Raw genomic sequence first — 12,959 nt, forward strand, 5'->3', positions numbered from 1 at the left:
GGGCCGCCTCGACGCCGCCGGGCAGGCGGACCGGCGGCGCGGTCGCCGGACCGCCCTTCCCCTTGATCCTCATAGGCTCTGCGGCGGTCAGATGCCGGCGCCGAGGTCGACGAAGTCCCGAAGCAGCGCGGTCTGGCTAGGCTGTCCGAGGCCCTTCGCCAGATAGTGGCTCTGGGCCGAGATCTCCGGCACCGCCGTGATCTCCCACCATTCCGGCCGGGTCATCGGGCCGATGGCGTAGAGCCATTCCGAGGGCATGCCGTAGCGGTCGATCAGGGCGCAGCCGAAAGTCTTCACGCCGAGCCCGAGTTCGTCGGGGACCATCAGCCCCCGTTCCTTGAGCCTCATGTAGGCGGGCTCGTTCAGGTCGTCGAAGGACGATCGCGGGCCGGTGCAGTTGATGATGACGTCGGCCGCGATCGCGACCGCCTCGCCCCCTCCGCGCGGACGCAGCGTCACCAGCGCGCCGGCCCCGTGACGCCTGAGGCTTGCGATCCGGCCGGCGCGGATGGCGAGCGCGCCGGAGGCCTGCAGCGCGTCGATCTGGTCGGCCACGGGCTTGGCCATGCGATGTCGGCGCACGTCCCACAGCGTGCGGCAATGGCGCAGGAAGCGCCGTCGGTCGTCCAGCGTCCAGGAGATCCAGATGTTGGCGAGGCTCGGGCGTATGGCGTCGATGACCCGCTGCCAGGGGACGCCCTGCGCCGCCGCTTCGCGCGCCTCCGCGCGCAGCAGCTTCAGCGCCTGACGCAGCGGCGGCGGGTCGTTCTGGAAAACGTTGCGCCACTGCCCGCCATGGACATGGCGCTGCGGCGGCAGCCCATGCCGCGACACCGCCACGATCGGACCGGCATGCCCGCTGCGGTGGAGCCGCAGGGCCACGTCCACCATGGTCAGGCCGGTTCCGATCAGGAGCACGGTCTGTTCGGGGGACGGGGCGCGGTCCTTGTGCAGGTCCCACGGGTCCGGGATGAAGATCGGGGAGTCCAGCACGCCGTCGTCCTTCAGACGCGGCGTCTTCGGAGCCTGATTTCCTGTGGCGAGCACCACCCGCTCCCCGCGCAGCACCCGTCCGTCCCGAAGCAGAACGTAGGGGCCTCCATCGCGCCCGATCTCCACCGCCTCGCCGCGGACGCGCTTCAGGCGCCCCTCCTCCACCCGGCGCTCGGCGACCGCCTCGACGTATTCGCCGAACGATCGGCGGGTGACGAAGACGTCCTTCACCTCGCCTTCGTCCGCCACCAGTTCGTGCGGCCGGTTCGCGCGCAGCCAGTCCTCGAAGCTGGGCGACAGCCCGACCTCCATGCGGAACAGCGGCACGTTGAGCAGATGGGCGTGATCGCAGGCGCCATAGGCCACGCCCCGGCCAAGCGCCGCGCCCTTTTCGATCAGCACGACGTCGTTGCCGGGGATCTCAAGCGCGCGCAGCGCCAGCAACGCGCCGCTCAGCCCCCCGCCGACGATGAGGACGGAACGAGGGTTCGCATTTGCGATCGTGGAAGCCATGAGACGGACGCCTTAAAATATAAAGTCCATCGGAATTATCATATTTTGCGGCGCAATCCTCCTCAGGTCCGCTTCAGGGGGCGCATCTGCGGCGTCGCGCCGCGTCGCTCTCAGCCGATGCGCATCCCGTCATAGGCCGGCTCGACCCCGGCCGGCAGCCGCGCCTGCAGGGCGTCATGGTCGAGGTCGGTGTGCAGGTTGGTGAGCACGGCGCGTTTCGGGCGCAGGCGCTCGATCCACTCCAGCGCCTGCGCCAGCGTGAAATGGCTTGGATGCGGCGTCTCGCGCAGCGCGTCGATGATCCAGACGTCAAGCCCCTCCAGCAATCGCTGCGAGGCGAGGGGGATGTCGTTGACGTCCGGCGTGTAGGCGACGCCCCCGAAGCGGAAGCCGAGCGCCATGGTCTCCCGGCCGTGATGCAGGTCGAACGGCAGCGCGGTCACCGGTCCGCCCTTCCCCGTGATCGTGGTGGGCTCTCCGGCGGTCAGGCGGTGCTCGTTGAGGATCGGCGGATAGTCGCTGCCGGGCGGCGTGTGGAACACATAGCCGAAGCGGGCGTGCAGGAAGGCGCTGGTGCGGGCGTCGGCCCACACGTCCACGCGGGTGCGCATGTCGATGGCGAGCGGGCGCAGGTCGTCGATGCCGTGGGTGTGGTCGGCGTGCTCGTGGGTGTAGAGCACGCCGTCGAGGCGGTCGATCCCGGCGCCCAGAAGCTGGTCGCGCAGGTCCGGCCCGGTGTCCACCAGCACGCGGGTCACGCCCGCCGGCCCCTCGCGCTCCACCAGGATGGAGCAGCGCCGGCGGCGGTTCTTGGGGTTGTTTGGGTCGCACGCGCCCCAGCCCGACGCCACCCGCGGCACGCCGCCGGAGGAGCCGCAGCCGAGAATGGTGACGGCGGGGTTGGTCACGCCGCCCCCGCCGCTTCATGCGCCACCAGAGCGGAGCGCGGCGTCTTGCTGAAAAGACGAAAGAAATTGTCGGTGGTGACGCGGCGCGTCTCGGCCTCGGTCCAGCCGCGCACCCGGGCGAGCACGGCGGCGGTGTTGGCGGTGTAGGCCGGCTCGTTGCGCTTGCCGCGGTAGGGCTCGGGCGCGAGATAGGGCGCGTCGGTCTCCACCAGCAGCCGGTCGGCGGGCACCTCGGCGGCGATGGCGCGGATGTCCTCGGAGCGCTTGAAGGTCAGGATGCCCGAGAACGACACGTAAAGCCCGAGCGCCACGCCACGCCGCGCCAGCTCCGCCCCGGAGGAGAAGCAGTGCAGCAGGGCGGGGAACGCCCCCTTCCCCATCTCGTCCTCCAGCACGCGGATCATGGCCTCGTCCGCCGCGCGGGCGTGGATGACCAGCGGAAGCTGCGCCACGCGGGCCGCGGCGATGTGAGCGCGAAAACCCTGCTCCTGCGCCTCGGGCGGGCTGGTGTCGTAATGGAAATCGAGACCGGCTTCGCCGAAGCCGACGATCTTCGGGTGCTCCGCCAGCCGGACGAGCTCGTCCGCCGTGACGTCGAGCTCCTCATGGGCGTTCTGCGGATGGGTGCCGACCGTGCCGAACACCGACGGGTAGCGCTCCACCAGCTCCAGCACGCGCTCGAACCGGCGCACGCGGGTGGAGATCGTCACCATCAGCCCGACGCCCGCGGCGTGGGCCCGCTCCACGATCGCGTCCCGCTCGGGCGCGAAATCGTCGAAGTCCAGATGGCAGTGGCTGTCGACCAGCGCGCTCACGCCGCGACCTCCGGCTCCACGAAGCGGGGAAACACCGGCTGCGGCGCGGGGAAGGCCGTTCCCGGCGCAAGGCGGCCGGCCTCGCCAAGCCGGTCGAAGCCGCGCGCGTCCTCGGCCACGCCCAGCAGGTCGAGCAGCTTCGCGGCGGAGGCTGGCGTGAAGGGCTGCGCCAGCAGCGCCACGTTGCGCACGGTTTCCGCCGTCACGTAGAGCACGGTCGCCATGCGGGCCGGATCGGTCTTCTTCAACGCCCAGGGCTCCTGCCCCGCGAAGTAGCGGTTCGCCTCCGCCACCACCGCCCAGATGGCGCTCAGCGCCTGATGCAGCGCCAGATCGTCGAAGGCCTTGCGCACGAGGCCGGGCAAGGCGTCCACGCTCGCGAGCATGGCCCGGTCGGCCTCCGAGAAGGCGGCGGGCTCAGGCGCCCTGCCCTCGCTGTTCTTGGCGATCATGGACAGCGAACGCTGCGCCAGATTGCCGAGGTCGTTGGCGAGGTCGGCGTTGATGCGGCCGACGATGGCCTCGTGGCTGTAGGAGCCGTCCTGCCCGAACGGCGTCTCCCGCAGCAGGAAGTAGCGCACCGCGTCCACGCCGTAGGTCTCGGCGAAGGTGAAGGGGTCGAGCACGTTGCCGACCGACTTCGACATCTTCTCGCCCTTGTTGTTCAGGAAGCCGTGGGCGAACACGCGCTTCGGCGTCGGCAGCCCGGCGGAAAGCAGGAACGCCGGCCAGTACACCGTGTGGAAGCGGATGATGTCCTTGCCGATGACATGCAGATCCGCCGGCCACCAGCGGCGGAAGCTGTCCTCGTCCTCGGGGAAGCCGGTTCCGGTGACGTAGTTCGTCAGCGCGTCGACCCAGACGTACATCACGTGCTTCGGATCGTCCGGCACCGGCACGCCCCAGTCGAAGGTGGTGCGGCTGATGGAGAGGTCGGCGAGGCCGCGCTTCACGAAGGCCAGCACCTCGTTGCGGCGCGCGTCCGGGCCGATGAAGCCGGGCTCGTCCTCGTAGAGCTTCAGCAGCCGGTCCTGATAGGCCGAGAGGCGGAAGAAGTAGCTCTCCTCGATCACCCATTCCACCGGCGCGCCCGAAGGCGCGGTGCGGCGGCCGTCCGGATGCCGCGTGGTCTCGGCCTCGTCGAAATAGGCCTCGTCCCGCACCGAGTACCAGCCCTCGTAGCGGCCGAGATAGATGTCGCCATTGGCCGCCATGCGCCGCCACAGCTCCTGGCTCGCGGCGATGTGGTCGGCGTCGGTGGTTCGGATGAAGCGGTCGAACGAAACCCCGTAAAGCTCGTCCATGGCGCGGAAGCGGTCGGCGTTGCGGGTCGCCCACTCGAACGGAGTCACGCCCTCCCGCGCCGCCGACTGCGCCATCTTCAGCCCGTGCTCGTCGGTGCCGGTGAGGAAGCGCACCTCGCGCCCCTCCAGCCGGTGGAACCGGGCGATCGCGTCGCTGGCGATCACCTCGTACACATGGCCGATGTGCGGGGCGCCGTTGGGATAGGCGATCGCGGTGGTGAGATAGTAGGGCTCTTTGGCGGGCGCCATCGGATGCGGACTCGTGAAATGCGCGAGCCGGCCTCAGCGGCGAGCGAGGCCGGCGAGCTCGGAAAGCGTCTCGAGGACGAAGGGCCGGCGATCGAGATTGTAGATCTCGATGTCCCGCGCCGCGCGGGCGGTTTTTTCCCACACCTCCGCCAGCCGCGCAAGGCGCGGCTCCCGCGCCGCGGCGCCGGCGCGCACCCGCTCGTGCAGCCAGTCGGACACCAGCCCCACGAACAGGCGGAAGCGCTCCTCCGAGCCGCGTTTGGCGAGGTCGTCGGCGAGCGCGTGGGCCGCCTTCACGTCGACCGCCGGCAGCTTGCCCAGCAGCGCGCGCACCGTGCCGTGCAGCGCGGCCCCGTCGCCCGCGAGCAGGTTGAGCGCCTGGGCCACGCTGCCCTCGCTGAGGTCGGCCGCGAGCCTCAGCGCCTCGTCGTCATGCTCCTCCGCCGCCTCAAGGCCCTTGAGCACGCCGAACGTCTCGGCGGCGGAGAGCGGCGACAGCGCCAGCGCCCGGCAGCGGGAACGCACCGGCGCCGGCAGCGAACGCGGCGCGGCGGAGAGCAGAAGGAAGATCGCCCGCGGCGGCGGCTCCTCCAGAACCTTCAGCAGGGCGTTGGCGGCGGCCCCGTTCATGTCGTCAGCGGCGTCCACGATCGCCACCCGCCAGCCGCCCTCGCCCGCCGTGGCCCCGAAAAAGCCGGTGGCGCGCCGCACGTCGTCGACGCGGATTTCGCCGTAAAACGCCTTGCGGTCCGCGTTCCAGCCGCGACGGAGCACGAGCAGGTCGGGATGCGCCAGCCGCGCGATGCGCCGGGCGGCCGGGTGGTCGCCGGGCACGGCGAGGCCGCGCGCGGCCGCCACCTCCGGAGCCGAGGGATCGGGATGCGCCAGCGCAAAGCGCGCCAGCCGGTAGGCGAGCGTCGCCTTGCCCACGCCCTCCGCGCCGGAGATCAGCCAGGCGTGGTGCATGCGGTCGGAGGCGAAGGCGGCGAGGAGCTCCGCCTCCGCCCTTCCGTGGCCGAACAGGTCCAGCGTCTCGCGGGGGCGGCGCACGCCCTCGCGGCGGTCGGATTCGGGCGGGCCATTGTCGGCGTCGCTCATGGGCGCGGCTCCAGTTCCGGCCAGCGCCGCACCACCGTGTCCCAGATGTGGGCGGCCACGGTGTCGGGCGCCTGTGTGGCGTCGATCAGGCGGCAGCGGCCGGGCTCGGCGCGGGCGATGGCGACGAAGGCCTCGCGCAGCCGCTCGTGGAAGCGGGCGTCCTCGGCCTCGAACCGGTCCGGCGCGGCCCCCTGCCCCGCGCGGCGGCGCGCCCGCTCCAGCCCCACCATCGCCGGCGCGTCCAGCACGAAGGTGAGGTCGGGAAACGCGTCCCGCGCCGCCACCTGCTCCAGCGCGCTCAGCGTTTCCGCCGCGACGCCTCCCACCGCGCCCTGGTAGCAGCGGGTGGAATCGATGAAGCGGTCGCACAGCGCCCAGGCGCCGCGCTTCAGCGCCGGACGGATCAGGCGATCCACATGGTCGGCGCGGGCGGAGGCGATGACGACGGTCTCCGCCAGCGGGCCGAAACGCTTCAGCCGGCCCGACAGCAGCGCCTCCCGAAGCTCCTCCGCGCGGGGCGAGCCGCCGGGCTCGCGCGTGGTGGCGACCTCGACGCCCGCGGCGCGCAGCCGCTCCGCGAGCCGCAGCATCTGGGTGGATTTGCCCACCCCTTCACCGCCTTCGAAAGTGATGAACCGGCCGCGCGGCGCAGCCTGAAACACGGTCTGCGGCTCCATCAGATGCGGGCGACGACCTGATGGATCCAGTCGCCGACGAGCTCCATCGCGCCGTCCACCGCCCGGCGGCCGAGACCGCCCTCGCCCACGTCCTCCGCCGCGCGCAGCGGCGTCTCCACCGTCAGCATCTCGCCGCGCCACACCCGAAGCACGCCGATCCGGTCGCCCTTGCGCACCGGGGCTGTGAGCGGCCCGTCATAGACCACCCGCGCGATCACCCGCGCGTCGTCGTTCTTCGGCGTCAGCACGTCCACGGCCGCGTCCGCCGCGAGCGGCACATGGCGGGTCGCGCCGCCGAACACGCGCGCCTCCGCCACGGTCTCGCCCGCGTCGAACAGGCGTTTGGTCTCGAAGGCGGAGAAGCCCCAGTCCAGCAGCTTGCGCGCCTCCTCCGCCCTCGCCTTGGAGGACTCGAGGCCGTTCAGCACCACGATCAGCCGTCGCCCGTCGCGCCTGGCCGAGCCCACCAGCCCATAGCCCGAATCCGCCGTGTAGCCGGTCTTGAGCCCGTCGGCGCCGGGATAGTCCGACAGCAGCGGGTTGCGGTTGCGCTGGGCGATCTTGTTCCAGGTGAACTCCGGCTCCGCGAACAGGGCGTAGCGCTCGGGATAGGCGCGGATGAGATGGGCGGCGAGGCGGGAGATGTCCCGCGCGGTCATCACCTGCTCCGGATCCGGCAGGCCGGTGGCGTTGCGGAAGCGGGAGCGCGCCAGCCCCAGCTCCTGGGCGCGGGCGTTCATGAGATCGGCGAAGGCCGGCTCCGATCCGGCGATGCCGGCCGCAAGCGTGATGGCCGCGTCGCCGCCCGACTGCACGATCATGCCGCGCAGCAGATCGGACACCGCCACCTGCGAGTTCAGCTTGGCGAACATGGCCGACCCCCGCGAGGGCGCCCCTCCCCTGCGCCAGGCGTCCTCGCTGATGCGGAACGTGTCCGTTTCCTTAAGGCTCCCCGCCTCCAGCGCCCGGAACGTCAGCTCCGTGGTCATCAGCGTCGCCATGCTTGCGGGCGGCGACGGCAGGTCCGGCTGCTTGGCGAACAGCACGGCGTCGGAGGTGAGATCGTAGAGGAAGGCGATCGGCGCCTCGGTGCGGCCGTCCTTGGCGGCGGGCGCGGCGGAGGCGGGCGCCGTCAGCGCGACCATCGCCAGCCCCGCGAGAACGACGCGCAGGCGCGGCAGGACCGAAAAACCGGATAGATCGTTCATCACGCCGCCACGCTGTCGCCCGTTCCCGGACAAGGATACGGCGATGCGACGGAAGTCACAATGCGGGTGGAGGACCGCGATCGGCCCGGCCCGCCTTAGCGCAGGGTGGAGAAGGCGGAGGCCGAGCCGCGCAGGCCATCCATGGCGCCGGCGTCGCCGAAGCCCTCGAAGCTGGAGGCGATGCGGCTCGCGACCGCGGCGCCGTCCACCTGATGGACGCTCTCCGGCGCGGCGGCGACGGGTTCGGGCGCGCCGGTTTCGGCGGGCGTCGCGAGCGGCGGAGCCACCGAGGCCAGAACCGGCTCGCTCGGCGCGATCACGCGCTTGGGCGCAGGCGCGGCCTGAACGCCCGCGGGGCGCGGACGGGGCGCGGCCGTCGCCAGCTTCGGCTGGGCCGCGTAGGCGCTTACGGTGGCGGCCGCGACCGGCGCCGCCGGCGGGATCACGGTGGCGACGCGCGGCGTGGGCGCGGCCGGGGCGCCTGCGAAGGCCGCGTCGGACGGCGCGGGGGCCGTAAGCGAAGCGACCTGCACGCCGCCGGCCGGGACGCCCGGATCGCGATAGCTCGCGAGCAGCTTGCGCTCGTCGCTGCCGTTCGGATCGGCCGGGCCCACGTAATCCAGTTTCACGGCGCCGACGCCGGAGCTGCGGAAGCCGAGCATGTCGGCCGCGCGGGCGGAGACGTCGATCACCCGGCCCTTGTGGAACGGCCCGCGATCGTTGACGCGCACGACCAGCGAACGGCCGTTGGAGACGTTGGTCACCCGCACATAGGACGGCAGCGGCAGCGAGGGGTGCGCGGCGGTCAGCGCGGTCTTGTCGTAGATCTCGCCGTTCGCCGTGCGGCGGCCATGGAACTTGCCGCCGTACCAGGAGGCGAGGCCGACGCCGACCGTCCGTGGGCTCGCCGTCTTGGAGCTCGCGATCACGCCCGGCGTGCGCCGTCCGGGAACGACGGCAAGGCGCGTCGGGGCCGCGCGGGGCGCAGGCGCGGCCGACGCCGTCTTCACCGCTTCGGATGCGGCGGCGGCGGGAACAGCCTGCGCCACCGGCGTGCGCGCGGTCTGGGCCGAGCAGGCCGACAGGGCGCCGGCGACGGTCACGGCCGCGAGAGAGAGAAGAGTTCGAGAGGAAAGCCGGTTCGAATGCCCTGCGCGACGCTGCCTGTGATCCGCCGTCGTCACGCCATCGGTCATTCCGTCGTTCCTTCACACGCCGTCCGGACATTGGGGTCCGGCGAACCGGAGCCGCGTCGTCCGCGACGGTCGAGGGCTTGAGAGAAGCCCACACGTGGCGCGCCACAGGGCCGCCACATACGCGATAGAACAAGTCGGTGAATTGTGGCAAGAGCGTGGCGCAACCCGTGCGGCGCTCTTCCGGCGGGAGCCGGTCAGCCCGCGGCGCACGCAACACGGCCGCGAACCGAGGATGCGCCGCGAATGGTTGCGAAAGCGCTAAGAACCTGTTTGGACGTCGCCACAGCGCGCGACATCAGCCTCCCGTAACACCCAGCGAAGCCAGACCGCCGCGACTTTTCGTCATGCGGAATCTTGGAGCGTCACGTCCTCGAGGCCGTCGACCAAGCCCGGATATGACGATGCGACAGAGATTCCAGACGGGCTTTGAGGGCGGGGCGGCGTGACCGGCGCACGGTCATGCGCTGCGGCGGGCGCGCGCCGACGATGGGAACGCGTCCGCCGATCGTGACCCCGGTCACGCCGAACCCGCGCCGGAGCGTGGAATCGAGAGCTTCAACCGCCGGCTGCGCGACGAGCTTCTGAACGGGACGCTGGTCCGCGCGTCGCCGCGCGCCCGCGCCGCGCTCGGAACCTGGGGCGCGACGGCAACGGGGAACGACCGCACTCCAGGCTCTGCTGGATGTCTCCTCGGGCCTGCGCCACCACCGTCCACGATGCCTCAGATCACGGCAGTTCAGACAGCAAAGGCCGCGCATTCGAACCCGACGGCAGATGGCGACGTCGCTCCCCCTGTCATGTTCATTCGAGATTAACCGCTTGCGGAACACACATAGAACAGTTAGTACTTGTTCATGATTTGTTTTGAGTCGCCGCGGAGACGGCCATGCTGACCCGGAAGCAGTACGAGCTGTTGCGCTTCATTCATGAGCGTCTGAAGGAGACGGGCGTCCCGCCCTCCTTCGACGAGATGAAGGATGCGCTGGACCTGAAGTCCAAATCGGGAATTCATCGCCTGATCATGGCGTTGGAGGAGCGTGGCTTCATCCGGCGGCTGCCCAACCGGGCGCGGGCGCTGGAGGTGCTGAAGCTGCCGGAGGCCGCCGCGCCTGTCGTCACGCGGCCCGCGACCGGCCGTTTCACGCCCAATGTGATCGAGGGCAATCTGGGCAAGGTCCGGCCTGCCCGCCCCGACGAGGACGACGACGCCCGCATGGTGGCGATCCCGGTGATGGGCCGCATCGCCGCGGGCGTCCCGATCGAGGCGATCCAGGCCAAGAGCCACACCATCGCCGTGTCGCCGGACATGCTGTCCAGCGGCGAGCATTTCGCGCTTGAGGTGCGCGGCGACTCCATGATCGAGGCGGGCATCCTGGACGGCGATCTGGTGCTGATCCGCAAGCAGACCGCCGCCGACAGCGGCGACATCGTGGTGGCGCTGGTGGACGACGAGGAGGCCACGCTGAAACGCTTGCGCAAGCGCGGCGCCTCGATCGCTCTGGAGGCCGCGAACCCGGCTTACGAGACGCGGATTTTCGGCCCCGACCGCGTGGCGATCCAGGGCCGGCTGGTCGGGCTGATCCGCCGCTACTGATCGTCGTCGGGATTCAGGTCCGCGTCGTCGTCCGGGTCGGTCGGATCGACCGGAGACAGGCCGTCCGCCGCAGGCGACGCCAGGGCGGGAGAGTTCCGACGCGGCGCAAAGCTCAGCCGGAGCGCGTCCGGGGGAGCCGATTCTGCGGCGCGCGACCAGGGCCGGTCCGAGGCCGGCGCCCGCCCCGCCACCGCGTGGAAGCGGTCGCCCTGGCGCGTGAGTTCAAGCGCGCCGGTCGCCGCCAGCACGCGCCGGTCGATGACGGCGGCGTGGTCGCCGCAGGCTGCGGGCGCGTCCAGGCGCGTCACCACCAGCGCCGCGCGGCGGCAGTCCTCGTCGAAGGCGCGCGGGTCCCAGATCAGCGCCGCCTCGCCGCCGCCGTCGAGCGGCGCGATGCAGCCGTAGCGGTCGCAGCGCGGCTTGAACGGAGACGGCGGCGCTCCCTGATGCGCGTTTTCGCGCCCCTTTCGGCGGGTCTGAGCCGCGCTGACGTTCCGCTCCGCCCGCGCCTCTTTGGCCGCTTTGGCGCGCGCTTCCGGATCGACGCCGTCGGCCGCGAGCCAGACCTTGCCCGCGAAGCCGCCGGGACCCACGCCCAGAAGCCGGAGTTCGCCGTCGGGCCCCCGCGCGGCCATCGCCCGCCCCTCGGGATGGATGACCACATCCGGCCGGTGGGGCCAGACGCTGAGCGCCAGCGCCACGCCGAGCGGGACCACGGCCGCGCCGCGCAGCGCGGTGCGCCACAGGCACAGCCAGGCGAGACCGAGCGCGAACAGGACCAGCGCGGTGGCGCTGAAGGCGCCGGACATGCGCTCGGCGCCGGGCCAGGAGGCGACCATGCGGGCGATGGCGAGCACGCCTTCGAGCCCGAAGCCCATCAGCCGCCACCACGGCCCGTCGAGCCCCAGCGGCGCGAACAGCAGGCCGCCCACCACGCTCGGCATCACGATCAGGCTGATCAGCGGCGTCGCCAGCGCGTTGCCGGCGAGCGCGTAAGGGGTCACGCGGTGGAAGTGGTAGGCGGCGAAGGGCGCGGTGGCGAGCCCCGCCACCAGCGTGGTGACCACGGCGGCGAGCGCGATGCGGGACGCCGCGGCGAGCAGGCGTTCGAACCGCCCGCCCGGCTCCGCCTCACGCCTGCGCGCGGACCAGACCTCGAAGGTCGCGATCAGGGCGGCGACGGCCGCGAACGACATCTGGAAGCTCGGGCCGAGCAGCGCCTGCGGCGCGAGGGCCAGCACGAGCAGCGCCGCCAGCGCCAGATTGCGCGGCGTCACGGCCGGACGGCCGATCAGGATCGCCGCGAACACGATGCCGGCCATCAGATAGGAGCGTTGGGTCGCGACCTCGGCGCCCGAGAGCGCGAGATAGAAGGTGGCGCCGGCAAGCGCCACGGCGGCGGCGAGCGCCTTCACCGGCAGGCGCAGCGCCGCCCGTTCGGAGGCGGCGAACAGGGCGCGCACCAGCCAGAACAGCGTGCCCGCCACCAGAGCCATGTGCAGGCCGGAGATCGACAGGATGTGGCTGAGGCCCGCGGCGCGCAGATCGTCCTCCACCGCTTGCGGGATCGGGCCGCGCACGCCGGTGACGAGGGCCGCCGCCACCGCGCCCTCCGGGCCGCCGACGGTGGCGGCGATGCGTTCGGTCAGGCGCTCGCGCAACCGCTCCAGCGCCGCTGAGACCCGCTCCATGCCCTCCTCCGGCGGCCGGTCCCGCAGCCGAACGTCCCTCGCCTGCGCGCCGGTGGCGCCGATCCCGTCGAAATAGGCCATCAGCGCAAAGTCGTAGCCGCCGGGGCGCAGGGGCTGTTGCGGCGGCCGCCAGAAGGCCGACAGGGAGAGGCGGTCCCCGGCCGTCATCCGGGGCTCCGGCCCGAGCGTCGCCCGCACCCGCCGGGGACGAGCCCCGGCCTCAAGTGCGCCGAAGCTCTCCACCGCCAGCGTCACCCGCCGGTGGCCGCGATCCCGCGGCTCCACCTTGAGCACGCGGCCCACGACCTCGGCGCGCTGGGCCCGCTCCAGCCGCGGCGCGGCGGCGCGCTCGGCGGCGAGCTTCGCCGCGAGAAATCCGAACGCGCCGAAAGCGAAGGCGAGCGCCAGCCCGAGCGCGAGGAAGCGCCGCCGGGCCGCAAGCACGGCCGCCGCGCCCATAGCCGCCAGCAGGACGGCCGCCCAGAGCTCCGGCTCCCGCCCGGCGGCGAAATAGACCACGACGCCGACGCTGAACGCCACCGGCGCCCACAGCGCGGGACGGCCGGCGTCAGCCTCCTCCACGAGCCGCGCCCACAGCCACGCCCGCGGCGCCTCCAGGCTGAGGCCGGGCAGCCGCCAGCCGGCCCGCGCGCCCGGCAGCGCGGCGGCGCGCGCGCGTCCCCTCTCGTGCCGCCGGTCGGAGCCCATGGCCG

At 72.3% G+C, this 12,959-nt stretch carries 10 protein-coding genes; 1 reads left to right on the forward strand and 9 read right to left on the reverse strand.

Translation table 11 applies throughout. The features are described 5' to 3' along the window. Window positions 1–87: 87 nt before the first annotated feature. The 8 genes from PKE85_RS04210 to PKE85_RS04245 form a co-directional block, all read right to left on the reverse strand. A complete protein-coding gene (locus PKE85_RS04210) occupies window positions 88–1,506 on the reverse strand; it encodes an FAD/NAD(P)-binding protein (RefSeq protein ID WP_271203528.1) in 1,419 nt (472 codons plus the stop codon). Window positions 1,507–1,616: 110 nt separating this feature from the next. Continuing rightward, window positions 1,617–2,414, reverse strand: a complete 798-nt coding sequence (locus tag PKE85_RS04215) for an MBL fold metallo-hydrolase (protein ID WP_271203529.1) — start codon at window positions 2,412–2,414, stop codon at window positions 1,617–1,619. Beyond that, entirely contained in the window at window positions 2,411–3,229 is an 819-nt protein-coding gene (locus PKE85_RS04220) for a TatD family hydrolase (RefSeq protein ID WP_271203530.1), read from the reverse strand. Before PKE85_RS04220 ends, PKE85_RS04215 begins: the two co-directional genes overlap by 4 nt. Next, a complete protein-coding gene (gene metG, locus PKE85_RS04225; RefSeq protein ID WP_271203531.1) occupies window positions 3,226–4,782 on the reverse strand; it encodes a methionine--tRNA ligase in 1,557 nt (518 codons plus the stop codon). Before metG ends, PKE85_RS04220 begins: the two co-directional genes overlap by 4 nt. A gap of 33 nt (window positions 4,783–4,815) precedes the next feature. Continuing rightward, entirely contained in the window at window positions 4,816–5,880 is a 1,065-nt protein-coding gene (locus PKE85_RS17685; RefSeq protein ID WP_271203532.1) for a DNA polymerase III subunit delta', read from the reverse strand. Continuing rightward, the gene (gene tmk / locus PKE85_RS17690) at window positions 5,877–6,542 is read right to left on the reverse strand and encodes a dTMP kinase (RefSeq protein ID WP_271203533.1); all 666 of its coding nucleotides are present in this window, start codon (window positions 6,540–6,542) and stop codon (window positions 5,877–5,879) included. Before tmk ends, PKE85_RS17685 begins: the two co-directional genes overlap by 4 nt. Window positions 6,543–6,556: 14 nt before the next feature. Then, window positions 6,557–7,765, reverse strand: coding sequence for a D-alanyl-D-alanine carboxypeptidase family protein (locus tag PKE85_RS04240; protein ID WP_271203534.1), 1,209 nt, complete (start codon window positions 7,763–7,765; stop codon window positions 6,557–6,559). 95 nt (window positions 7,766–7,860) lie between these two features. Next, window positions 7,861–8,868, reverse strand: coding sequence for a septal ring lytic transglycosylase RlpA family protein (locus PKE85_RS04245; protein WP_271203535.1), 1,008 nt, complete (start codon window positions 8,866–8,868; stop codon window positions 7,861–7,863). Window positions 8,869–9,847: 979 nt separating this feature from the next. On the opposite strand from PKE85_RS04245, the gene lexA reads away from it, so the two are divergent. Further along, window positions 9,848–10,555, forward strand: a complete 708-nt coding sequence (gene lexA, locus PKE85_RS04250; RefSeq protein WP_271203536.1) for a transcriptional repressor LexA — start codon at window positions 9,848–9,850, stop codon at window positions 10,553–10,555. Here the strand turns inward: lexA and PKE85_RS04255 are convergent. After that, window positions 10,549–12,954, reverse strand: a complete 2,406-nt coding sequence (locus PKE85_RS04255; protein ID WP_271203537.1) for a ComEC/Rec2 family competence protein — start codon at window positions 12,952–12,954, stop codon at window positions 10,549–10,551. The genes lexA and PKE85_RS04255 overlap by 7 nt on opposite strands. Window positions 12,955–12,959: the final 5 nt, after the last annotated feature.

Source organism: Methylopila jiangsuensis (assembly GCF_027922305.1).
Taxonomy (GTDB): domain Bacteria; phylum Pseudomonadota; class Alphaproteobacteria; order Rhizobiales; family Methylopilaceae; genus Methylopila; species Methylopila jiangsuensis.

Coding starts and splice junctions, on each gene's coding strand:
- PKE85_RS04210 (WP_271203528.1), bottom strand. CDS start 1,506: ATGGCTTCCACGATCGCAAATGCGAACCCTCGTTCCGTCCTCATCGTC.
- metG (WP_271203531.1), bottom strand. CDS start 4,782: ATGGCGCCCGCCAAAGAGCCCTACTATCTCACCACCGCGATCGCCTAT.
- PKE85_RS17685 (WP_271203532.1), bottom strand. CDS start 5,880: ATGAGCGACGCCGACAATGGCCCGCCCGAATCCGACCGCCGCGAGGGC.
- PKE85_RS04240 (WP_271203534.1), bottom strand. CDS start 7,765: ATGAACGATCTATCCGGTTTTTCGGTCCTGCCGCGCCTGCGCGTCGTT.
- lexA (WP_271203536.1), top strand. CDS start 9,848: ATGCTGACCCGGAAGCAGTACGAGCTGTTGCGCTTCATTCATGAGCGT.
- PKE85_RS04255 (WP_271203537.1), bottom strand. CDS start 12,954: ATGGGCTCCGACCGGCGGCACGAGAGGGGACGCGCGCGCGCCGCCGCG.